The sequence below is a fragment of the Pseudomonas sp. TREG-RG-20F-10-E-6-01 genome (assembly GCF_022662455.1).
Lineage (GTDB): Bacteria > Pseudomonadota > Gammaproteobacteria > Pseudomonadales > Pseudomonadaceae > Aquipseudomonas.
The window spans coordinates 462,884-486,178 of record NZ_JAKNQP010000004.1 but is presented as its reverse complement, the minus strand read 5'-3'; the positions used below and the strand labels follow the sequence as shown (position 1 = coordinate 486,178).

At 57.0% G+C, this 23,295-nt stretch carries 23 protein-coding genes and 1 pseudogene; 22 read left to right on the top strand and 2 right to left on the bottom strand.

Features of this window, described 5'->3' with window-relative positions:
• The 19 genes from L8K08_RS16225 to L8K08_RS16130 form a co-directional block, all read left to right on the top strand.
• Positions 1-439, top strand: a 439-nt coding sequence (locus tag L8K08_RS16225; RefSeq protein ID WP_242198622.1) for a hypothetical protein, incomplete at its 5' end; no start/stop codon positions are given.
• A 59-nt stretch (positions 440-498) separates the two neighbouring features.
• Positions 499-1,002 (top strand): DnaT-like ssDNA-binding protein, encoded by a 504-nt coding sequence (locus tag L8K08_RS16220; protein ID WP_145163883.1) that lies wholly within the window; start codon positions 499-501, stop codon positions 1,000-1,002.
• A 17-nt stretch (positions 1,003-1,019) separates the two neighbouring features.
• Positions 1,020-1,391, top strand: coding sequence for a hypothetical protein (locus L8K08_RS16215; RefSeq protein ID WP_145163885.1), 372 nt, complete (start codon positions 1,020-1,022; stop codon positions 1,389-1,391).
• A complete protein-coding gene (locus L8K08_RS16210; RefSeq protein WP_145163887.1) occupies positions 1,388-2,044 on the top strand; it encodes a hypothetical protein in 657 nt (218 codons plus the stop codon). The genes L8K08_RS16215 and L8K08_RS16210 overlap by 4 nt, the downstream gene beginning before the upstream one ends.
• Positions 2,041-2,469: a phage tail terminator-like protein gene (locus L8K08_RS16205; protein ID WP_145163889.1), complete on the top strand. Its 429-nt coding sequence runs from the start codon at positions 2,041-2,043 to the stop codon at positions 2,467-2,469. The genes L8K08_RS16210 and L8K08_RS16205 overlap by 4 nt, the downstream gene beginning before the upstream one ends.
• A 39-nt stretch (positions 2,470-2,508) precedes the next feature.
• Positions 2,509-3,168, top strand: coding sequence for a phage tail protein (locus tag L8K08_RS16200; RefSeq protein ID WP_028616716.1), 660 nt, complete (start codon positions 2,509-2,511; stop codon positions 3,166-3,168).
• A gap of 9 nt (positions 3,169-3,177) precedes the next feature.
• Positions 3,178-3,558, top strand: coding sequence for a phage tail assembly chaperone (locus L8K08_RS16195; RefSeq protein WP_145163892.1), 381 nt, complete (start codon positions 3,178-3,180; stop codon positions 3,556-3,558).
• A gap of 17 nt (positions 3,559-3,575) precedes the next feature.
• Positions 3,576-3,881, top strand: coding sequence for a DUF1799 domain-containing protein (locus L8K08_RS16190; protein WP_242198619.1), 306 nt, complete (start codon positions 3,576-3,578; stop codon positions 3,879-3,881).
• A gap of 27 nt (positions 3,882-3,908) precedes the next feature.
• Positions 3,909-6,968, top strand: a complete 3,060-nt coding sequence (locus L8K08_RS16185; protein WP_242198616.1) for a phage tail tape measure protein — start codon at positions 3,909-3,911, stop codon at positions 6,966-6,968.
• Entirely contained in the window at positions 6,968-7,306 is a 339-nt protein-coding gene (locus L8K08_RS16180; protein ID WP_145163896.1) for a phage tail protein, read from the top strand. Before L8K08_RS16185 ends, L8K08_RS16180 begins: the two co-directional genes overlap by 1 nt.
• A gap of 11 nt (positions 7,307-7,317) precedes the next feature.
• On the top strand, positions 7,318-8,070 hold the full coding sequence (locus L8K08_RS16175; protein WP_145163898.1) for a phage minor tail protein L: 753 nt from the start codon (positions 7,318-7,320) through the stop codon (positions 8,068-8,070).
• Positions 8,071-8,072: 2 nt separating this feature from the next.
• On the top strand, positions 8,073-8,840 hold the full coding sequence (locus tag L8K08_RS16170) for a C40 family peptidase (RefSeq protein ID WP_145163900.1): 768 nt from the start codon (positions 8,073-8,075) through the stop codon (positions 8,838-8,840).
• Between the two features lie 160 nt (positions 8,841-9,000).
• Positions 9,001-10,314 carry a PAS domain-containing methyl-accepting chemotaxis protein gene (locus tag L8K08_RS30285; RefSeq protein ID WP_277933643.1) on the top strand — a complete coding sequence of 438 codons (1,314 nt, stop codon included), beginning with the start codon at positions 9,001-9,003 and terminating at the stop codon, positions 10,312-10,314.
• 228 nt (positions 10,315-10,542) lie between these two features.
• Positions 10,543-11,154, top strand: a complete 612-nt coding sequence (locus tag L8K08_RS16155) for a tail assembly protein (RefSeq protein WP_145164116.1) — start codon at positions 10,543-10,545, stop codon at positions 11,152-11,154.
• 59 nt (positions 11,155-11,213) lie between these two features.
• The gene (locus tag L8K08_RS16150; RefSeq protein ID WP_242198614.1) at positions 11,214-14,930 is read left to right on the top strand and encodes a phage tail protein; all 3,717 of its coding nucleotides are present in this window, start codon (positions 11,214-11,216) and stop codon (positions 14,928-14,930) included.
• Positions 14,931-15,237: 307 nt separating this feature from the next.
• Positions 15,238-16,140: a hypothetical protein gene (locus L8K08_RS16145; RefSeq protein WP_242198612.1), complete on the top strand. Its 903-nt coding sequence runs from the start codon at positions 15,238-15,240 to the stop codon at positions 16,138-16,140.
• Positions 16,141-16,200: 60 nt separating this feature from the next.
• Positions 16,201-17,127 carry a tail fiber domain-containing protein gene (locus tag L8K08_RS16140; protein WP_242198610.1) on the top strand — a complete coding sequence of 309 codons (927 nt, stop codon included), beginning with the start codon at positions 16,201-16,203 and terminating at the stop codon, positions 17,125-17,127.
• Positions 17,128-17,195: 68 nt separating this feature from the next.
• Positions 17,196-17,729, top strand: a complete 534-nt coding sequence (locus L8K08_RS16135) for a glycoside hydrolase family 19 protein (RefSeq protein WP_242198608.1) — start codon at positions 17,196-17,198, stop codon at positions 17,727-17,729.
• Positions 17,726-18,241, top strand: coding sequence for a lysis system i-spanin subunit Rz (locus L8K08_RS16130; protein ID WP_242198606.1), 516 nt, complete (start codon positions 17,726-17,728; stop codon positions 18,239-18,241). Before L8K08_RS16135 ends, L8K08_RS16130 begins: the two co-directional genes overlap by 4 nt.
• 33 nt (positions 18,242-18,274) lie before the next feature.
• On the opposite strand, the gene L8K08_RS16125 is transcribed toward L8K08_RS16130, so the two are convergent.
• Positions 18,275-19,900, bottom strand: a complete 1,626-nt coding sequence (locus L8K08_RS16125) for a methyl-accepting chemotaxis protein (protein ID WP_242198604.1) — start codon at positions 19,898-19,900, stop codon at positions 18,275-18,277.
• 745 nt (positions 19,901-20,645) lie between these two features.
• Here L8K08_RS16125 and L8K08_RS16120 point away from each other — a divergent pair.
• Both L8K08_RS16120 and L8K08_RS16115 read left to right on the top strand, forming a co-directional pair.
• Positions 20,646-21,185 (top strand): hypothetical protein, encoded by a 540-nt coding sequence (locus tag L8K08_RS16120; RefSeq protein ID WP_242198602.1) that lies wholly within the window; start codon positions 20,646-20,648, stop codon positions 21,183-21,185.
• A gap of 703 nt (positions 21,186-21,888) precedes the next feature.
• Positions 21,889-22,134 (top strand): hypothetical protein, encoded by a 246-nt coding sequence (locus L8K08_RS16115; RefSeq protein WP_242198600.1) that lies wholly within the window; start codon positions 21,889-21,891, stop codon positions 22,132-22,134.
• Between the two features lie 483 nt (positions 22,135-22,617).
• Here L8K08_RS16115 and L8K08_RS16110 read toward each other — a convergent pair.
• Positions 22,618-22,923, bottom strand: a pseudogene (locus L8K08_RS16110) (SOS response-associated peptidase family protein); the annotation flags it as partial.
• A gap of 83 nt (positions 22,924-23,006) precedes the next feature.
• Here L8K08_RS16110 and L8K08_RS16105 point away from each other — a divergent pair.
• Positions 23,007-23,216 (top strand): hypothetical protein, encoded by a 210-nt coding sequence (locus L8K08_RS16105; protein ID WP_242198598.1) that lies wholly within the window; start codon positions 23,007-23,009, stop codon positions 23,214-23,216.
• Positions 23,217-23,295 lie beyond the last annotated feature (79 nt).

Here is a 23,295-nt window from a genome sequence, read left to right as displayed (position 1 = left end):
GGCCGGCATCGACGTGTCAGTGAGGGAAGCCAAACGGGTGCAGATTGTTGGTGCGGGCAGCCAGTCCGAACTGGAAAAGGTGATCTTGTCTTTGCGTGCTGAGCATGGATCGATTCAGATACTTGTTGACGGCCTGGAGGCTGGCGAGATTAACCGCCCCGAATCCGGCGAGTTGGCGCTGCGCTTGTTTGAAGTGCTGAGCACCATCCATGCCTCGGTTGGTGAGCTGACGACTGAGCGTGACGGCCTGGCCTTGAATGTCGACGCACTTCGCGGAGAGGTTGAAGCGCTGAAGAAGTCTGCCCTCACGCCGCCGGCTGACGAGGCCGGTGAAATCGCGGCGCTGAAAGCAAAGCTCGATGAGGCCAAGGTCCAGTATCGGGCAAACGTCTCCAAAGAATCCCTGGAAAAGCTCGTCGCTGAGCTGCCCAAGGAGTAATACTGCTGGCTGTCGGTGTTCCGGCGGCCATTTTTCAAAACATGCCAGCGAGTTGACGTATGACACTCATCATCGAGGACGGTACCGGCAAGCCTGACGCCGAAAGCTACGCGAGCGCCGAGGACCTGGCCATGTATGCCGTGAAGTTCGGCACGGTCATCCCCGCAGGCGTTCCCGAGCAGGAAGCGTTGCTGCGCCGGGCCGCCTTGGCGATGGATGGCATGACCTGGAAGGGAAGCAAGACGAATAGCGAGCAGGGACTGTCCTGGCCGCGCCGGGAAGTGCTGCTGGATCACGAGATCAAGCCGAACAACTACCTGCCGGCGCGTATTCAGTACGGCCAAATGGCGCTGGCCGCCGAGATCCATCAGGACGATATTGACCCGGTGGAGAAGCGGAAAGGAGCGGTGACGCTGGAGCGTGTTGAAGGTGCGGTCACCCGCGAATACGCGACGATTTCCAACACCAGTGGCCGACTGTTGCCGGCGGCGCCTGATCGACCGAGCGCTACGCAGTTTGCCGACTACTTACAAAAGCGCGGGTTGTTCGCGATCCGCGCATAGCTGTAACGGAGACCACCATGGCCACCTTCTACGACGAAATGGCCGTGATGGCTCTGGATATGATCACAGAGTTCGGCCAGCCCGTGACCATCAGCAAGACGGAGCCGGGCGAGTACGACCCGGACATCGGCGGCGAAGCGCCTGGCGCAACTGTTGACCAAATCGCCCAAGGCATCCTGCTCGACTTCACCGGCCTAGAATTCCAGAACAACAGCCTCATCCGGCAAGGCGACAAGAAGCTCAAGATCGCTGCGCAGGGTTTGGCCTGGGTGCCAGGCCTACTCGACAAAGTGGTCGTCCAGGGGCGTACCTGGTCAATTATTCCTCCGCTGAAAGAGGTCAACCCAGCCGGGACGCCAATCCTGTATGAGCTGCAGGTGCGCTCGTGAGCCGGGCAGGCGCTGGCCAGTCAGGCAGCTTCGCCCTGAGCTTGGCCGAGTTCGCCGCCCAGGCCAGTGAAGCAATCGACGCGAGCCTGCGTGAAATCATCATCGAGATTGGCAGCAGCATCATCCGCATGTCGCCGGTGGGCAACCCTGAGATATGGGCCGCGAACGTCGCTCACCGGGAATCCAATGCCCGCGCTGCCGATGACTACGACTTCAAAGTCGCCATCCGCAACACGCTCATCAACCTGAACGAGTCGAACTTCACGAAGGCAGGCAACCTCAAGCGCGGCGTGAAATATGCCAAGCCTCTAACGAAGGCCGAGCGCCACCAGAACTTCAACGTGAATGGCCTGGTCGCCGGTCAGGACTATGTCGGCGGCCGATTTCGGGCGAACTGGAATTTCTCTATTGGCTCTGTCGACAACAGCTTCCGCATTCACCCGGACCCGACAGGAGCTGAGGCGAATGCGCGGCTTGTGGCGGGCGCCATTGAGTTTAAGGCCGGCGAAACGGCTTTCATCGTAAACAACTTGCCCTACGCGATTCCGCTGGAGTTCGGCCATTCCACCCAGGCCCCCGGCGGCATGGTCCGGGTAACCGTGGCTCGCTTTCAGCAGATCGTGCTGGAGGCCATCAGGAACAACCAGGTATGAGTCACGCACGCGCCCGTCAGGCAATCGAAACGAAGCTGGCCGCATGGGCGGCTGCGCGCCCGATACGAGTGGCCTACCCAAACCAGCCTTTTACGCCAAGCGCTTCTGAAACGTACCTGCGAGCTTTCCAACTGCCGGCCAGCACAATCTGCCGCTATCTCGGCGGGGAGGCCTACGAGTACGCCGGTGTTTATCAGGTCAGCATCGTCTGCCCCTCGGCGCAGGCCATGGCCACCGCCGAAGCGCTTATTGACGAACTGACCCGGCTGTTTCGCGTCGACACGCCACTGGCCCGCAACGGTTTCGAGGGCTTGATCACCGAGCCAGTAGATCAAGGACCAACTATTACCGAGTCGGCGACCTACACGGTCCCGGCCAGCTTCACCTATCTGGGTGTCGCAGACCAACCGCCCGCTGGGGCATAACCTACCGCCGTCAGGCGGGCACTCAAGAGGAAATACACCATGGCCGCACGCTTCCCGCTGCCGAACGGCGCTGTGCTGGAGATCGCCAGCGTTTTGGGATCTGCTGTCCCATTCACCGCCTTGACCAATGCCAAACCTCCAGTCGCTGCATCTGTTGGACACAGCATTGAAATGGGCGACATCTTGCTGGTCAACTCTGGCTGGGCGCTCATCAATGATCGCGCTGTAAAAGCATCCGGGATTACTGCCGATGCCTTTTCCTTGGCTGGCCTCAACACCACCAACACAGACAAGTACACCGTCGGCGCAGGTGCCGGCTCAGTGATTCCTGTGTCCGGCTGGACGCAGATCTCGAAGGTCACGTCCTTCACATCGTCCGGTGGTGAGCAGCAGTACCAAACTGTCGGCTATCTGGAAGACGATGACGACAAACAGTTCCCGACCAACCGCAACCCCACCACGATCACCATCGTAGTAGAGGACCAGCCGACAGCTCAGTATGTGGAAACCGTCGAAGGTTATGACGACACCAAGGAGCTGGCGGTCGTCCGCATGAAGCTGCGTAACGGTGATCAGATCCTCTATCCGGGCTATGTGAGCATCACCCCTGACCCGACCATGGAGCGCAACAACGTCATGACGCGCACGATCAGCATCGGGCTTTCCGCTCGTTCGCTTCGTTATCTGGCTGGCGCATAAGGACTTCCCATGGCAAAGATCAGGATCGCCCAGAACCCTACATTCAAGGCATTCGTGCAGATTCCAATTGTCGGGGAGGAGCCCGAAAAAATTGAGTTCACCTTCAAGTATCGGGATCGGCCGGGACTTGCCGCCCTGTTTGATGATTGGAGCGCGAAGGGCAAGGAGATGCGCGCCAGTTTCGTTGAAGGGACCACATTGTCTGATGTCGTCTCTGCCGAGACCGAGCTTCAGGTGCAGCAAATCAAGGATCTCGTCGTCGGGTGGGGCTTCGATGACAAGTTCGACGACAAGAGCATCCATGCTCTTGTGAAGTCCTGTTATGGCACCGCCGAAGCAGTAATCAACGCCTACCAGAGCGCTTTTAGCCAGGCGCGCCTGGGAAACTGAGGGCGGCAGCCAAAGCAATGTACGAAAGCGGCCCATCTGCTGAGCAGTTGGGTGTTCTCGGGCTGACGGCTGCCGACCTTGACGATGAGGATGTCGAGGTCTGGCCCTGCAACTGGCCGGCGTTCTTCCTGTTCAGCCGGATGTCGACTCAGTGGCGCGCGGGCTCCGGCGGCGCGATCGGTCTCGACTACAACTGCATCCGCGACGTGGCCGGCTTCCTCGGTATCAAGAAAAAGAAACTCGCTGAAATCTTCCCTGACCTTCAGGTGCTGGAAGGCGAAGCCCTGCGCGTCATGGCGGAGGAAAGGGAAAACAGCCCGTGAGCACGGGCACTTATTCAAGGTGAGTCGATGAACATTGCAGAACTCGGCGTCAAGATCGACTCGGCCGATGCAATCCAGGCTAAAGCGAGCCTGGATGATATGGCGAAGGCCGGCGGCCGGGCCGAGCAGTCCGCCGTTTCGCTGATGAACGAAATGCAGGCGCTGGAGAAGTCGCTTTCCACCAGCGCCAAGACTACGCAGGACCTGGCAAAGCAGCGTGACGCGCTCACCAAGTTGACCAAGACCGGCGCCTACGGCGAGGCCGAGGCGGCGAAGATCTCGGCGCAGCTCGATAAGCAGCAAATCGCCTTGGCCAAGTCTGCAATGGACGAACAGAAGGCCCTGAACAGCCTGCTGGGTGCCATTGACCCGGCCCGCGCCGCATTGGCCAAGCTGGATACCCAGGTCGAGCAACTGGGCAAGCACCTGGATGCGGGCCGTATCAACCAAGAGCAATACAACCAAGCCCTAAAGAAGATCGATGGCAAGTATGCCGAGATCGACAAGACAAGTTCGGCGTTTGCCGGCCTCGGACTGAACACCAAGGCCGCCCGGCAGAACGTGGTTCAGCTGGGAAACGCTCTGGCTGAAGGCAACATCCGCGTTGCAGCGCACAACATTCTGGAGCTGGGGACCAATGCCGGTTCATCGGCAATTCGGATCGCGGCAATGGCCGCGCCTATTGGGCTGGCTGTCGCAGCGGTCGGCGCACTCGCTTATGGATTTGTTCAGGGTAGAGCCGAAACCGACAATTACAACAAGTCGCTGATCCTCACCGGCAACTACGCAGGCGTCAGTGCCGGACAGCTCGGCGATATGGCGCGCCAGGTCAGCGCTACTGTCGGATCTACGGGGCAAGCAGCCTCTGTCCTGGCCCTGCTGGCTGACAACGGAAAGATCGCAGGTGCGAGCTTTACCGAGATCACTCAGGCCGCCGTGTCGATGCAGGAAGCCACTGGCAAAGCTGTGAGTGAGACAGTAGGGGAGTTCTCCAAGCTGGCGGACGACCCTGTCAAGGCGTCCGCCGCGCTAAACGAGCAGTACCACTACCTGACTGCCTCGGTTTACTCGCAAATCGTGGCCCTGGAAAAGCAAGGCGATCACGCCGGCGCCGTGAAGCTCGCGACCGATGCCTACGCTGATGCGATCAATGAGCGCACTCCAAAGATTCTGGCAAACCTCAGTCTTTGGGAGAAGGCGTACAACGCCGTGGCGCGCGCCGCCGACGGGATCAAGAATATTGGTCGTCGCGACATCAACGCGGATATTGAAAGCGCGAAGGCGGACCTGCTTGAAGCGCATAACATGGACGGTTTGTTCCAAAACAAAAAGTCCAAAGACGCGCTGATTGAGTTTCGGCAAGATCGCCTGAATATGCTGGAAGATGAGAAGGCGGCCCAAGCCGATATCGCGAAGTGGGAGGGTGACCAAGCCAAGGCCCAAGGCGAAGCCGTATCATCGATGGCTAAAATCGATGCTTTGACTAAATCGTCATGGACGAATGAGCAGAAACGCGCCGACGCCCTCAAGGACTACAAGAAACAGCTCGACGATATCCGCAAGGTAGCGCCGAACGATCCTCGCCTGGCTCAGGCAACGGTCGACAAAAACATCGCCAATATCAACGACAAGTTCAAAGACCCGAAGGCCGCCGGTTCCCAGGTGGACTTAACCAGTTTCAACAACGCTAAGAACGACCTGTCGGCGATCACCGACACCTACAAAAATTACCAGAAGGAACTGGAAGCGGCTCAAAAGGCTGGCTTGCTGTCCGAGGAAGACTATCTGCTGCGGCGCCAGGCGCTTATCGGCAATCAGCTCGACCAGACAACGGCGGCCTACGAGGCCGAGATCGCCGCCCTTGAAGCCGCAAAGGGGATGAAGACCACGTTGGCCGCGCAGACCATCCAGCTCGACCAGAAGATCGCTGACGCGCGAGCGGGAATGGTCAAGGCACAGAAGGACGCTGATAGCCAGCTTGAAGTGCTGGCGACCAACGAGACCGGGCGCCTGGCGAAGCAAGAGCGCGCGATCAGCACCTACGTGCAGGCACTGGGGCAGCAACAACGAGCCCTGGAGCTTGCCGGGCAGCGCGCCGTGATTGGCGTAGGCCAGGGTGACCGTCAGAACGCACTCAGCGGCGAACTGAACAACCAACAGGACCGATTTGCTCAGCAGTCGCTGGAGCTTGCCAACCAGAAGTCTGACCCGTCGCGGAACATGTCGGAGGAAGAGTTCAAGCGTAAGTCGCAAGCGCTCGCCGACGCGAATAAAGCTGCCACTGACCAGATTCGGCAGAACTACGCGGATGTGGAGAGCGCCCAGGGCGACTGGACGAAGGGCGCGACAGCGGCTTGGGACAACTATTTGGATTCGGCGCGGAACATCGCCGGGCAGACGAAAAGCCTGTTCGGCAACGCCTTCAGTTCGATGGAAGACGCGGTAGTCAACTTCGCCATGACTGGTAAAGCATCGTTCTCGGACTTTGCAAAATCGATCCTGGCTGACATGGCGCGCATAGCAACGCGTCAGGCCAGCTCGGCATTACTGAGCAGCCTGGTGGGTTCCGCGGCGAGTTACTTGGGCGGCAGTGCCGCCGTTGGCAATGGGCTGGCTGCTGGATCAGCTGGTGCCGCGTCTTCAAACCTTGGCGCCTCGGCTGGCGGCTATTCCGGGTCCTACTTCCCGCAAGCATTGGGCGGCGCCTGGTCGGGCGGAGTGCAGATGTTCGCCGACGGCGGCGCTTTCACCAACTCGGTCGTCAGTAAACCCACAGCTTTTGGCATGGCCAACGGCAAAACCGGCGTTATGGGGGAGGCTGGAGCAGAGGCGATCATGCCACTGACTCGCACATCCAGCGGCAAGCTGGGTGTTATGGCCAAGGGCGGTGGCGGGGCGGGTGCAACGCAGATCAACGTCGCGGTGCATATCGACGGAGACGGCAACGCATCATCCTCCGCCGACGCGCCTGGCTACGACCTGTTCGGCAAGGAGCTGGCGGCTTTTGTGGAGCAGAAGTACCAGCAGATGCGCAACAAGGACATGGGCCAGGGCGGCGTTATCAACAAAGCAATCAAGGGGCGCTGATGGCAATCGAACGATTTACATGGGCAACGGAGAAGGGCGCGGAAGGGGAGATTACCCAGCGCGTCCGGACCAAAAAGTTCGGCGATGGCTATGAGCAGTCGGTCGAGGATGGACTGAACAATCAGTCGGAATCCTGGCCGGTGACGTTTACCGGTATGGGCACGCGAATCCTGGAGATCAGGAAGTTCCTCGACAGGCATAAGGGGGCAAAAGGCTTTCTCTGGACGCCGCCCCTCGGCGAGCTTGGCCTCTACAAGTGCAACGGCTACAAGCCAGTGCACCGCGGCGGCCAGGTCTACGCCATCACCGCTACCTTCCAGCAAACCTTTCATCCCTGAGATAACCACCCATGGCACTGATCACGGACATCCAGAAACTGGAGCCCGGCGGCGAGATTCGCCTGTTCGAAATTGACGGTACCGAATACGGCGCCGATTACCTGCGCTTCCACGGTCATGCTATCCCGCACACGCCGGACGAACTATTGGCATACGAGGGATCAGAAGCCGATCTGCCGGCTAAGTCGATTTGGTGGCAGGGTGCCGAGTACGCGGCCTGGCCGGTGCAAATTGAAGGTATCGGTTCCAGCAGCGACGGAACAGCCACTCGCCCGACATTTGCCGCCGGCAACATCAATGGGCGTGTCACAGCGCTGTGCCTGGCGTTCGAGGACCTGCTGAAGTTCAAGCTCACTGTCCGCGAGACGTTGGCGCAGTATCTGGATGCAGCGAACTACCCGGAGGGCAATCCGACTGCAGACTCGACCCAGGAGGCGCTGGAGATCTGGTACATCGACCAGAAGACCAGCGAGGACGGCGAGGCGGTGGTCTGGGAGCTGTCGTCTCCTGGTGAGATCGACAACCATGGACTTCCCGGGCGCCAGATGACGACGTTCTGCCACTGGGCCATGACCAATGGTTACCGAGGGCCGGACTGCGGCTACACCGGCGCGGCCATGTTCGACGACGAAGACAACCCCACGGATGATCCGGCCAAGGATCAGTGCAAGGGCTGCCTGTCGTCCTGCAAGTTGCGATTCGGCGAGAACAACGAACTGTCCTTTGGCGGATTCCCCGCCGTGTCTCTCATTGCCCGGAGCTGACCATGCGCAAGCACATCATTGCGGCCATCCAGGCGCATGCGGCGACGGAGTATCCGCGAGAGTGCTGCGGCCTGCTGTTGGCCGTGGGCCGCGCGCAGAAGTACTTCCCGTGCCGGAACATAGCCAAGGAGCCGAACGAAGAGTTCCGGCTTGACCCCGAGGACTACGCCGCGGCGGAAGACTTGGGCGAGGTGATCGGCATCGTCCACTCGCACCCGGACGCCACCAGCAGGCCCTCACCGCATGACTTGGCCATGTGTGAGGCCACGGCTTTGCCATGGCACATCCTGTCTTGGCCCGAGGGTGACTTGCGCACGATTACGCCGGCGGGTAGCACGCCGCTGCTCAAGCGCCCGTTCGTGCACGGCGCTTGGGACTGTTGGCAGGTTTGCGCCGATTGGTATCAGCGGGAATGGGGGCTGAAGTTTGAAGCCTTCCAGCGCGTCGATGGCTGGTGGGAGAGTGCAGAGAACGTAAGCCTGTACGAGCAGCATTACGCGGCAGCCGGCTTTGTGCGAGTCGACCGGCCACAGCGCGGCGACCTAATCGTCATGCATGTCGGGCGGACTGTTCACCCGAACCACGCTGGGATTTACCTGGGCACAGACCCGGCACTGCCCGATGAAGAGTCGGGTACGTTCGGCATCGGTCCATTCCTACTACACCATCTTTACGGAAGGCCATCTGAGATCATTGTCTTTGGCGGATCTTGGTATGACCGAACCAGCTTGATTCTCCGGCACAAAGACGCCATGAGCCAATTGAAATAATTTTATTTAGCGCCAGAGTCGCTGAATTCTGCAGCCTCTGGATGTTGCAGCATCGTCGCTCAACTATACTGTGCACAGCAAAACCGTTTTCCCCTCGGATGTCCTCAATTTTCGCCAGAAGATGCCGATAGGACTGGTGTGATCACAGAGGCGATTTCCTATGTTCAACGCTAACCTTAAGAAACAGCTTCAATTTCAAAATAATGAGCTGTTGGAGCTGCGCCAGCTGCGCGATGGCCTTAACCGTGAAATGTTAACTTTGAGTATCGACTCAACGTTTAGAATTACGGCATGTAACGACAATTTTGGAAAAGCACTGGGCTATGCTCCGGATAGTCTTTTAGGTCGCGCAATGGCAGAGATTGTGCCGCAGTACGTATCCAAACTAGAGTGCTTTCATAACTTCCGATCCGCGGTTGCCGCAGGCAGATCGATCACCGACGATTATAGGTACCTTCATGCTGATGGCTCATTAGTCTGGATTCATGCACATTGGCAGCCAATCAAAGATGAGAGTGGCCAGTTGAGTCATGTTACTTGCTACGCTACTAACATTACTTCTCGAGTAGAAAAAGCTTCGGAAAATGCGTCATTTATTGAGGCGCTACTACGTTCTACAGCGGTGATCGAGTTCGATCTCTCTGGAAATGTACTGATGGCAAATGATCAGTTTTTACAAGCTATGGGCTACAGCCTAAAACAAGCAAAAGGGAGCCATCACCGAGTTTTCTGTAAACAAGAGCAAGTTTCATCCCAGGAATACAAGGATTTCTGGTCAGCGTTGAATAGAGGTGAGTTTATTGCCGGCCGATTCGAGCGCTTAGACAGCCGCGGCCAAACGGTGTGGCTGGAAGCAACCTACAACCCTGTTTACGACACCGAAGGTAAACTTTGTAAAGTAGTAAAGTTCGCGACTGTGGTGACGGATCAGGTGGCCCGTGAGCAAGAAGTCAGCGGGGCAGCCCAAACAGCGTTTGAGATATCCCAGCAAACTGATATCAGCGCACAGCGAGGAGCTGTTGTCGTAAACGACACTATGCACACAATGCGTAAAATCGCCGCTGACATGCAGGCAGCCTCTGGGGGAGTAGAAGCGCTGGGCAAACAGTCATTGTTGATCAGCTCGATTATTCAGACGATTAGCAGCATCGCTCAGCAAACCAATCTTCTGGCTTTAAACGCTGCGATTGAAGCCGCTCGCGCAGGTGAGCAGGGTCGAGGCTTTGCCGTTGTGGCCGACGAGGTTCGACAATTGGCTGGGCGAACCAGCACGGCGACAGAAGAAATCGCATCGGTAGTTTTACAGAATCAGAAGCTGGTAGATGAGACCGTCACTGAAATGGCGAATAGCAAATCACAAGCTGAACAGGGCCTTGAGCTCGCCACCCAGGCAGGTCAGGTCATTGTCGAAATTCAGGATGGTGCGAAGCGAGTGGTCGACGCGGTGGGCAGGTTTGCGACCCAGGTTGCTTAGCGAACGAGGTGGTCCGGTAAGGCTGCCATTTTGAGGGCTAGGTTCATTCGTTGGAGAGTAACTTTAAATCGGCCCAGAGGCGTAGCTTCTGAGACAACGCACTATTTGTTGGTGAGTTACTGGATCGCCAGTAAGAGACTGGCGGTACTTAAACTAGCGCGTATTGCAGCGCATCAAATTGATCAAGGCTCGTTTCTGCGGGCCTTTTTATTGCCTGGAGAAAAGCAAATGGCGGCACTTGCCGTTAATTATCAGCCTATGACCACGATCCTGCTCTACGGACAGCTTCGTCAGTTTGGTAAGTCCTTTCGGATGGCCGTAAGGACGCCGGCAGAAGCAGTTAAGGCCCTGTGCGTGCAAATTCCAGGGTTCGAGCGATTCTTGTCCAACGCGAAGTCCCGTGGGATCGAGTTCGCCGTATTTCGCGGCAAGACAAACCTAGCTGAGAAGGAACTTGAGTTCTCGGGGGAGGGTGATATTCGCATTGCCCCGGTGATAACCGGCAGTAAGCGCGGCGGAGCGCTGCAAACCATTGTCGGCGCAGTACTGATCGTTGTCGGGCTGGTCATCACCGGCGGAACCTTTGGCGCGGGGGCACCGTTTGGCTCAGCCTTGATCATGATGGGCGGTTCGATGGTGCTGGGCGGCGTTATCCAAATGCTCAGCCCCCAGGCCGGCGGCCTCAAGACCAGTGCGGCGCCGGAGAATACTCCCGGCTACGCCTTCGGTAGCGCGAAGAACACCACGGCATCCGGCAACCCGGCAGCACTGTGTGCCGGCCGCCGACGCTGGGGCGGCGCGATCATCAGTGCCGAAATCTACGCGGAAGACCAAATGTAGCCCGCACCTGCTGAACAGCGCCGCCCCTTGAGGCGGTTTTTTATTGCCTGGAGGAAAGCATGGGCGCAGCAAAGAAGCTCGACATCTACGGCGCCAAGGGTGGTTCCGAGAAACCGAAAATACCAACCGAAGCGCCGGACAGTCTGCGCTCTGTTGCTATCGCGAAAATGCTGATCGCGGTGGGCGAGGGTGAGTTCGAAGGCATACCGACGGCGCGCGACATCTATCTCGACAACACCCCCCTGCAAGACCCTCAGGGAAACATCAATTTCCCGAATGTGAAGTGGGAGTGGCGAGCAGGAGCGGTAGACCAAACCTACATCCAGGGCATTCCATCTGTCGCGAACGAAACTACTATTGGCACCGAGTTGCGTAGCGGTACTCCATGGGTCCGTTCCATCAGCAACACACAGCTCTCGGCTGTGCGCGTGCGCTTTGCATGGCCAGCGCTTCAATCTGTGGATGCTGGCAGCAACATCAAGGGTTACGCGATCGGCTACAAGATCGAGTTGGCCACTGACGGCGGCGCCTACCAGGAAGTGCTGAGCGAGGGGGTTTCCGGAAAGACCACCAGCCTGTACGAGCGCAGCCGGCGAATCGATCTGCCGCGCGCAACGACTGGATGGTTGCTGAAGATCACCCGGCTGACGCCCAACCAGAACAACAACAAAATCTCCGACACGATGCAGATCGCCGGTTTCACCGAGGTGATCGACGCAAAGATTCGTTACCCAAATACGGCCCTACTTTTCATCGAGTTTTCGGCCGAGCAGTTCCGCAATATTCCAGCGGTAACGCTCGAGTGTGATGGCCGAAAATGGCAGGTGCCGAGTAACTATGATCCCCGATCGCGTAGCTACACAGGTGTCTGGGATGGGACGTTCAAGGAGGCCTGGACGGACAACCCTGTCTGGCACACCTACGGCATCACAACGAACGACCGTTTCGGCCTGGGCCGCCGCATCAAGCCGTGGATGGTCGACAAGTGGGAGCTGTACCGCATCTCGCAGTATTGCGACCATCTGGTGCCGGACGGGAAGGGTGGCCAGGAGCCGCGCTTCATCTGCAATTTAAACCTGCAGAGCAAGGCTGATGCCTGGTCGCTACTGCGCGATATCTCGGCGATCTACCGAGGGATGACCTACTGGGCTCAGGGCCAGGTATTCACCCTGTCGGATATGCCGCGAGCCACGGACTTCGACTTCGCTTACACCCGCGCAAGCGTGCTCGATGGCAAGTTCACCTATTCCAGCGCGTCGGAGCGCACCCGCTATACCCGCGCGCTGGTCAGCTACGACAACCCGCTGAACAACTACGACACCGACGTCACGGCGGTGACTGACCAGAAGCTGCAGCGGCGCTATGGCGACAATCCGTTGGAGATCAGCGCGATTGGCTGCACCCGCGAATCCGAGGCCCAGCGCCGTGGTAAGTGGGCGCTGCTCACAAACTCCAAGGATCGGGCGGTCACCTTCAAGGTCGGCCTCGACGGTCGTATCCCGCTGCCCGGCTACGTAATTCCGATCGCTGACGAACTGCTGGCCGGTCGGCCGGTGGGCGGGCGCATCTCGGCTGTGAATGGCAAGGTCATCACCCTGGACCGCGACACCCAGGCCAAGCCCGGCGACCGGCTGATCCTCAACCTGCCTGATGGCAAGTGTGAGGGGCGGACTGTGCAACTGGTGAGTGGCCGGAAAGTCACGGTGACCGTGGCTTATTCCGTGACGCCCGAAGCTGAACTGGTGTGGGCGCTGGATGCCGACGACTTGGCGATCCCGCTGTATCGGGTCCTGAGCGTGGCCCGGCCAGAGCCTGGCGTGTTCGAGATCTCGGCCGTGCAGTACGACCCGAGCAAGTTTGCGCACATCGACACCGGCGCGCGCCTGGAAGATCGGCCGATCAGCGTTATCCCGATCACCGTGGTTCCGGCGCCGGCCAGCGTCACCCTGACATCGAGCTATGCCGTAAATCAGGGCATCGCGATCAGCACCATGGACATCTCGTGGCCAGCCGTCATCGGCGCCGTCGCGTACGACGTGGAGTGGCGTAAGGACAGCGGCAACTGGATCAAGGTGCAGCGCACTGGTTCGACCAGCGTCGATGTCACCGGCATCTACTCGGGCGCCTACCTGGCTCGCGTGCGCTCGGTGAGCGCCTTTGAAATTTCCTCAGTCTGGAAGAGTTCGAACCTCACCAACCTGCAAGGCAAAACGGGCCTGCCGCCGGCGGTGTCGTTCCTGCGCACCACCAGCGAACTGTTCGGCATCAGCATTAAGTGGGGCTTCCCAGCAGGTGCAGATGACACCCAGCGCACCGAGCTGTGGTATGGCCCGGCGAACAACCTGGCGGCGGCTACCAAGCTGGCCGACCTGGCGTACCCGCAGGCCGACTATCGCATGCAGCAGTTGCTGGCGGGCGCTACGTTGTTCTTCTGGGCGCGCCTGGTGGACCGCACCAGCAACATAGGTCCGTTCTACCCGGTGGTGAATGGTGTGATGGGCCAGGCCAGTTCGGACGCTGGCCCGATACTTGAACAGATCAAGGGGCAGATCAACGAAACATCGCTTGGGAAGACGCTCAACGACCGTATCAACCTTGTCGACGGCAATGGCCCGGGTTCGGTGAACGGCCGCATCAACACGGCCAAGCAGGAGCTGGAAGGCCTGATTGACCAGATCGTCGACGCCCTTGAGTACGTTCCCAGCAAGGCCTACGCCTTGAACGACATTGTGCGAGTGGGGCAGCACCTGTACCAGGCAAACGGCCCGGTACCGGCAAACAACCCGCCGCCGAACGCAACCTACTGGACCGATATCGGCACTGTAACGCAGACGGTAAACGCCCTGGTGACGCAGGTTCAGCAGAACTCGGCGACGATCAATCAGCACGGCCAGGACATCAGCGCTCAGGCGACGCAGCTGAATGCGGTGAGGACGACGGTAAACGATCCAGTCACCGGCGTGGTTGCCACGGCGTCGGGTCTGAGCACGCTGAAGGCATCGGTTAAAACGCTCGACGGCAAGGTCTCAACCACGGCCGAGCGCGTTGACGGCATCTATCTGCAGGTCAATCCACCGATGCAGGGCGACGATAGCGCGCTGATGGGTTCCGAAGCGGCCTACGTTGGGGTCTGGTCCACTCAGTCAGCATTGATCGAGGGGGATCTTGTCCAGGGGCAGAAAACCGAGGCCGTCGAGGTGAAGGTGGCGGCGACCGCCGCGGCAGTTGCAGCAGAGCAAACCGCAAGGATCAGCGGCGAGGGCGTGCTCGCGTCCAGCATCGAGACGCTAAAGACCTCGGTGGGTGGCAACACCCTGGCCATCCAGACCAATGCCACGGCCATTCAAACCGTCGACGGCAAGGTCACTGCGAATTGGACTGTGCGGTTGCAGTACGAGGCTGCCACCGGCCTCTACAAGTACGCGGGTATCGGTCTTGGGTTGGAGAACGGGCCGGGCGGTCTGCAGTCGCAGTTCATCATCGACGCCGACCGGTTCGCCATCGGGCAAGCCGGCATCGTGCCCTTTGCGGTACAGGGTGGGCAGACGTTCATTAAGTCGGCTTTCATCCAGGACGGCACGATTACCAACGCCAAGATCGGCAACTACATCCAATCCAACAACTACGACCCGGGGAGGACGGGCTGGAGACTGTCGTTTGATGGCACTTTCGAAATGAACGGGAATATTCCGAACGTCGGCACCATGAGGCTGACCAATACAGCCCTTAAATTCATTTACGCTAACGGTGTAGTTGGCATTGACTTGAGTCTTTAAAAATGGTCGGACTAGTTATTAAAGATCAAGTAACGGGTTTGGTTAAGGTTGATATGACCATGAGCATCAGTCAGACCCAAGGATCGGTAGTTACAAACGCCGTGAATGGGTCTCTCGCTCTGCCTGCGCCACCTCCAGGGAAAACCCAATACCCTATCGTCGTACCTCTACAAGATAGGCAGCAGGAGAAAGGTAAGCTGCCTGCTGCCACCATTGTTAACGGTGTCCTCTCATGGGCGTATTCGTATAACACCAATGGCTGGGGAAACTTCTCAGTTAATTGCATAATTTATTACGGGTACTATTAATGCCTCAGCTTGCAGTCAAAAAGAGCGATGGAACTCTGCTTTTCGATACTAGCCGTATCACCTATGGACTCGTTAAAAGTGGGTACATGGTTGTTATTGAGACTTGGAGGCGTAGACAGTTAAAGAGCGGTAACGTAGATCCAAGTTGGGGCGGCAACTGGACGGAGCCAACTGTTAGCCAAAGTGTATCGTTTGCTGATGTTATTTATGGGTTCACAGTTACCGGTGCAAAATCACCGATTGTGTTTTTAACTGGGCCAGGGTGCTTGCAGGGTACAAAGATCATTGGCGACTCAATGGTTTTTCTTTACACAAACGCAAGCACTAGCACGAGGTTTTATTGCTTTGATCTAATGCAGGATGTGTTCCCTGGAGGCGGGTATTTGAAGGCCAAGTTCAGTGATGCGAGCGCGTCTTTCAACTCGCTGCAGCCGCCCCTGAATATTGTAGCTGCGGTCCAGGCTCCTCCGCCTACAGGTACGCAAGCAACGATGTATCCAATCCCCACTGCGAGCAGACCTTACGCCGGGGCAGTTCTCACAGTAGAGCAGCGTCAGACCCCGCCAAATTATCAGGTAAACATATTGACGGCGAAGGTTACGATGAACCTCCGGGCCGGGATTGAATACGCGGCGTATCTCCCATGGACTCGCGGCTGCCAAATATGGGTGTACGGCAATAATGAAAGCTACCCTACCTATCGATACGGCGGGAGTGAAGGCGCATACGGAATCGTTGGAGGGATGCAGTTCATGTTTGGGCCAGCAGGGGGAACGCCCCAAGATACTCCGGTGGTTATTACCGGTACGCCGATGCCTCCAAACTTTTCACAAGTTGCGACTGATAGGTTGCCGACTGCTCTTGTTGTAGAGACGGCGAGCCTACCGTTTCCGTTTAATTGAAGTAACACACTTTTTATACTCTTATCACTGATTCGATGAATATGTTACTTGGAGATTATTATGGCAAGACAGGAAATTAACTTAGGTACAGCGCCTACAGGCGCCGGTGGTGATACCACCCGGAGCGCCGCCGCTAAAATGAATGCAATGTCGACGGAGATTTATGCTGCCCTCGGCGGAACGAATGGAACTCTCCCGTCCGCCTTACCAATCTCTAAGGGTGGCACTGGCGTGACTGATGGCCGCGCTATATTCACTGAGGTAGGCGTGCAGGCGGCGTCAGGCCGGTACAACATTCAGGGCTTGTATATGGGCTGGAATGCTGCCGGGCTGGGGGAGGGGCATTTCATTGTAAACAAAGGTAATGGTGACGGCGGCTTCTCCTGGCGCTCAGTAAACGCCGGCAATACTGCCGGTGGCCCAACCATGACCTACTCATATGCTGGGATATTGAGCGTTCCCACTATATCTGCAACGGGTGTGGCGGTAGGTACGTTAGCTGTAACGAACGAGGTTTCAGTAGAGCTTCCGGTTCGTGGAATTCGTTGCCGCACTGGTTTGAACGGGGCTTACACAGCGAACTCTTATAACTTCAACTGGACCGGCTCAAACGTTGACGTGTACATCGGCGCAACGTACGTGGGCACCATGACACTGTTCGGCTCTGACTACCGCTTCAAGAAATACATCAAGGACGCGCCGCAGGCATCTTACCTGGACCGTATCGACGCTTACCGGATCGTCACCTACCAGCGCAAAAATTTCGGCGATGTTTTCAAGGGAGATAACGTCGTTTACCAAGGCCTGATCGCGCACGAGGCGCAGGAAGTCAATCCGCTTGCCGTCACCGGCGAAAAAGATGGGATTGGCGACGACGGCCAACCCCGCGTTCAGCAACTCGAACCGATGGCGTTGATCACGGACTTGATGGGGGCTGTCAAAGAATTGCGCGCAGAACTCGCTGCGTTGAAGGCTGCACAGGCTTAAGCAGAGCCCCCCACAAAGAAGCCCACCGATACCGCCTTGAGCGGTTTTTTTTCGCCTGGAGAAAAGCTATGCCGATCACCGAGCAGCAGTTGCTGCAAATCCTCCCGAACGCCGGCCGCCAAACCGGCGTTTTCGTTCCTGTGTTGAACACGGCCATGGGCCGCTATGGCATCGTCGGCAAGTTGCGCCTGGCCGCGTTTATCGCCCAGGTCGGGCATGAATCGGGGCAACTGCGTTACGTGCGCGAGGTCTGGGGACCCACAGCCCAGCAGGCCGGCTATGAAGGTCGCGCCGATCTGGGCAACACCGTTAAGGGGGACGGTTCTAAGTACCGTGGCCGCGGCCTGATCCAGATCACCGGCCGGGCCAACTATGCCGCGTGCGGTGAAGCGATGGGCCTGGAGCTGATCAACGAGCCCGAACTGCTCGAACTGCCCCAGCACGCGGCGATGACTGCGGCCTGGTTCTGGTCCACCAAGGGGCTCAACACGCTGGCGGATCAGGGTGAATTCACGAAGATCACCCGCCGCATTAACGGTGGGCTCAACGGCCTGGAAGATCGCCTGCAGTTGTGGGAGCGGGCTAAGAAGGTGCTGGCGTGACGCCGGTGCAGAAGCTGGCGAGCCTGGTGCTGCTGATCCTGGCGCTGATGGCCGGCGCCGCGGGCGTGACCTGGCAGGTGCAGGACTGGCGCATGGGAGAGAAGCTCGCCGAGCAGGCCGGCCTGCACAAGGATGATTTGGCAACGATCAGCAATGCCGCAGCGGCCCAGGCCCGCGCCGAACAGGACAAACGCTTGGCCATCGAGCAGGATCTCGCGGCCCAGGATCAACAACACACTCGAGAACTATCCGATGCTCAACGCAACCAGGCTCTTTTGCGCGACCGCCTTGCCACTGCTGATGTGCGGCTGTCGGTCCTCCTTGCCGATGATCCAGCCAGTGGCTGTAACGTGCCTACCGCCGCCGGCGCCGTCGGCGTGGTTCATGCAGCCCGTCGAGCCCAACTTGACCCAGCGCATGCGCAACGAATTATCGCCATCACCGACGATGGGGACAACGGACTGATCGCGCTGCGCGCGTGCCAGGCATATCTCAGGGCGATAGCCGATTAAATTAAATGGCAGGGCTGACGGTGGGTTTGGTATTTAAATTCTGAAACGACCGACCATCTGATTGAGTGATATTGCAAGTCTCGAAAGCTCGTTACTTGCTAGAAGAGTCTGATGGGTTCCTTCGCTACTTTGAACGCTGAGTTCTCTAATGCTTATGAGAGCTCTATCTACCTCTCTTGCTACATGAGCCTGCTCTTCCGATGCAGTCGCGATCTGCTGATTCCGATCATCGATCAGCTGAACAGCTGATGTGATAGCTTTGAGCGACTGGCCAGCCTCATCAGCCGTTTGCCTAGTGCTATGCGCCTCATGGGTGCTACTAATCATCGATTCTACAGCTTGCGCACTACCTGCCTGAATGCTTGAAATCATTTGTTCGATTTCCTGAGTTGCAGTTTGGGTTCGATGAGCAAGAGCTCTAACTTCATCCGCAACCACTGCGAATCCTCTTCCTTGTTCACCTGCTCTAGCAGCTTCAATAGCAGCGTTTAGCGCTAGGAGGTTGGTTTGCTCCGCGATTGCTCGAATTACACTTAAAACTGTACTTATTTCTTGCGTTTGTCCAGCTAGCAGTTGTACTTGTTCCGACGTGATCTCAATTCTGTCCGTTAAGCTGCGCATTGCTTTGAGTGTTTCACCAACTTTATTGTTTCCTGCCGCTGCAGCTTTGTTGGATTCACGAGCTGATTCTGATGTGGAAATAGCGTTGCGAGCAACCTCATCAACCGCGGCGCTCATCTCGGTCACCGCAGTTGCAGCCTGTTCGATTTCACTATTTTGCTGCTGAAGGGTAAAGCTTGCGCCTTCTGTTATCGAGCTCATCTCAACTGCGGCAGTGCTAAGCTGCGTGGCAGCCTCAGATATCTCGCTGATGGTATCACGCAAGGTTCCTTGCATTGTATTGAGCGCTCGCATTAACCTTGCGGACTCATCATTTCCGGTTACCTCAAGAACAAGCCTAAGGTCGCCTGCTGCTATCTCTTCTGCCATCTTTACAGAGGAGTTCATAGGGCGAACTATACTTCGAGTAAGTGCAATTGCAAGAAATATGGTAAGAACTAATGAAGCACCAATCACTGAGTCGACAATTGTAATGCTGTTTGAGTATACAGCCGTCGCTGTAGTCCCTGCTGTAGCTGCTCCTTTGACGTTGTGATCTCTCAATGCTGTAAGCTTAGCCTGGTAATCGTTGGCGCGATCACGCTGTTCAGTATTTGCAAATTGAACGGCTTTCTCATGCTGCGTGCCATCTAATTCGAGTATGGTTTTGAGCCCGTCTATATATTTCTCCATCGTCGTAGCGGCTTCATTAAATTTCGCTCGTTCGTCTTCATCGGATATTAAATTGTTTCGATAGTATTCGGTTTGCTTATTAAGTATATTCTGCGCGTCCTGGAGATGCTCTGAAGCTGTCGCTTTTTCTTCTAGGCTCGAAGTGGCTAGTAAGCGAATGCTCTCTAAACGGGCGCCCAAAAGTGCAATCTGTATATCGTCAGCAGTCTGTATGCTTGCGAGCCAATTATTTTCAATGTCCTGCTCTGTTCCTCTCAATTTTCCGAGCTGTACGTACGAAAAGGCTCCAAGTGCAATTACAAGCATAGTGATAAGGCCGAAGCAGAGAGCGGATCTGGGAGCGATATTAATGGAACGTAGATTCATGGTGACTCCATAGGGAAAAAACCAGCGACGCTGCCAGTATTATTTATCTATCGGCCTTAACCTCTGACAGATCAATCAAAAATTTCTATCGAATGACCCGTTATGTCTGCAGCTGAGCGTGCTTGGAGTCTATGGAGCTCTCAAAACGCCAATTTTACGGCAGATGGATTGCGAAAAGTGAATCGGGAAAATCTGCGAGGGCATCAAGTGACGCTGCGTGGAACCTTTCAGTGTAGTACAGGGGGCTATTTCAGAATATTGGTGAGTGCTTACGACACCTTCACCCACTAATACTAGTCAACCTTAGTCTCCGGTATCCAAGTTGTATTGCATGGATTGGTAGTTGTGGAGATTATTCACTTCACCTGTCGACGAGTGTGCATATTCTGTCAGGGCCCATCAGTGCATGCGTCAATCGCGAGCAGCAGCGGTTGGCGCCCCTCAGCGTCGGCTTTGGCCCACACAGTCCACGCCACCCGTACTATCACCAGTCACGCTCCGGTGTTACAAGTCGGTGTTTATGGTGTGGCCATCAGCGAGTTAACCTGTGCTACCTTCTGGCGGACAAGCCGAAGCGGCGTGGGCTCTGTGCATCGCTGAAGCGTATCGCGTTAGTCGCTGCAATCATCTATGTCAAAGGTAGAGCTTTGATAGCTGAATGGAAAGTCGGCCTCAGGCAGGGTATACCCTACCCCCGCAGTAGCTCTTCGTAAGTCCATCGATCACGTAAAAAGGAAATTACGCCGTGTCACTTACTTTCGATTCCGAAACTCAACAAGCACTTGAGCAACTCCTGTTAACCGCTCAGAAGGACACCAGGCAGGGCCGTACGGTAGCCAGTTTTCTGTTCACCTTGTGGAACGCGGGAAGACATGTTCGCTCCGCCGTTACCGAGGTGTGGGGACTTGATCCAGAGATCGTCCGAGCATGTGCCCAGGTCTTTACGTGGCTGAACGATAACAAAGTCTTCCCCGAGGAATTTGGTTGCCCGAATACGAATGGCGACGCTGACCAGCGCATGGCGAGGTGGAGTATGATCCTAAATCCAGATCTACCGCCGGCAGTGGCCGACACAACGACGGCCGATTTTGCACTCGGACTGTGGAATGATAAGTGGCTTATGAGTGACGAAGCCGTGCGCTGCAGCTACTGCCTTGCCACACAACTGCCCAGCAATGCTCAAATTCCGATGGTCCATTCCGATGGCTGTGAAATTGGCAACATACAATATCCGTTGCGGGATTTGGCAAACATTCTGAGGGCTGTGTCGGAGGATTCTCCATGAGTGGCATTCTCCCAGTCAGGCGTTAACAATAATCCACTTATAAAAAGGGGCTGCACGTATTGACTTGACGGGGACGTTTTTTATTGGTATAGGCAGCCAGGCAGCCCTAGACTGCGTTACCAGTTTCGCATAACCGCTTCAACGTGCAGTCCATCTACAAAGGCAATAATAATTATGCACGCGCCCCTCACTCATCCACTAGCCATCGATAACGCCCAGCAATTTTTCAACGACCTCATGACCCTAGCAGACCCCGAGTACATCTTATTTAGAGTGCGTCACCACGTAGAGGCGTTCCGGATCCAGTCCTTGACTGAGCGGGCGCCGCCCAGTCTGTATAACCAGTTGATTGGTTTTTTGGACGGTTTGATCGCCGGCGAGGTCTTATCCCCAGAGCACGGGCGGGAATTCCATTACCGTCTTATTAAAGGGTTCGAGTCCGCATGGATGAATACATAAAGGTTCAGTGTCCTGTTTCTAGCCCACTGTCGCCCGACTTGTGTGCTGATTTCGCTTTAGGCCTGTTGAATGAGCGATGGATCATGAGCGAGGAAGCGGTACGCTGCCGTTTATGCCTGGCCACGCAATGGCCGAGTAATGCTCATGACCCGGTGCGACACTGCGCAGGCTGCGAGCTGATTCAAGCTCAGTACCCGTTGCGCGAATTGGCCACAATATTAGCCGAAGTGCAGGGAGTTGCGAGATGAACGTCAGCCAGCAGTTGGACGCGATAAGCCTACCGGCTGGGCTTCGCACCAAGATGCAAAACCACCTGTCACGCCAGGCGCGTGCTGAGGATTTGCAAGCCCTGAAGCTGGCCCTGGCGCGCGCTAAAGGTTTTGTCGAAGGGGTAGATGCAGCCCATGCGCTGACCCCGGCGACCATCGAGGCGCTGTTTATTGCGGTCGAGGACGCAGCTGCCGCGCGGTACCGGGAACTGACCGCTTGATCGAGGAGGCTTCACCCGACACGCTAAAGTTCTTGTCAGTGAACACGTGATGCGTGAGGTGGTGGTTGGAAGCATTGCCGGCAAAGATAGTAAGCGGACGCTTTCGATTCGTCTGGGCGATACCTCGGCGCGGCTTGTACCGATGCGCTCTGTACGAGAACCATTGCGTACCTGATCAAGCCCCACTGCAGTGGTCCGTTGCGCCAGTCATGGGGCTTTAAGGCGTCAAGTGTAAAACTGGCGTCGGCGGAAGCTTTAGTGCCAGCTGTAGCACGCCCACCGCGTCCGGCCCATCCTCGTTAATCCATTCCCCATGGTGCTAGAGGATCATGTTGCCGGTTGCTTTTCCCATCCGTTCGGCGATCCATTCAGGGTGCCTGTGGCGTGGCCGAACTGGGCCGCCAGCGCTGTCCCTGATCAGACGGAAAGCGCCGGGGGCGTGGTGGTAGCGTCTTTACAGTCGCCATCGCGACAAGCGCAGCCGCTGTTGATGGGTGCGATTGCCCGGTGCGGACAGATCGCACGAAAGAACCGTCCATGGGCTACTTTCTCGACGCGCGCATTGATCGGTGCGGCCCTGACCTTGGCCCAGTGTGGCCGCCGACCTCAGCGCACCATGTCGGCGTGCAGCAGATCACCCTGTAGGTGGAGCAGGGCGACTTGGGTTGTGGGGGCTACGTTGTAACGCTCCACTGGCAATTCACCGACAGAGTTAGCCAGAGCGTTAGGCATGCTCAACGCTGCCACGAAGTCGTGAATTCCCCGGTACTGGGTAAGTCTTCCGCACATGATGCTCTCCGCTTGTCGGACCTGCTGAACAGTTGGGCGCTGGCCAATCTCTACACTGTAGACACTGGCCTCGAGTATTCGTCATGACGATCCACAGCGAGCAAATCAACGCAATGCAGGCGTGGTTCGCCTTGCGCAATGAACCCGACTTCATATCGGCGACAGCTGAAGATCGTTACGAGAGGCGCCTGTCCCTGGCTGACGATATGAAAGAGCGCGGCGTAATCGACAGCGGTGAGTGGCGGGAACTCACAGAAGAGGCTGTCGCCGCTTACGCAGATGAGTTTGTCTGACGGGGCCGCTTGTCAGATATCTCTTACGCCAAATTGACCGCAAGCCATCTGCGTTATTAACTGTACATTCGTACAGTGT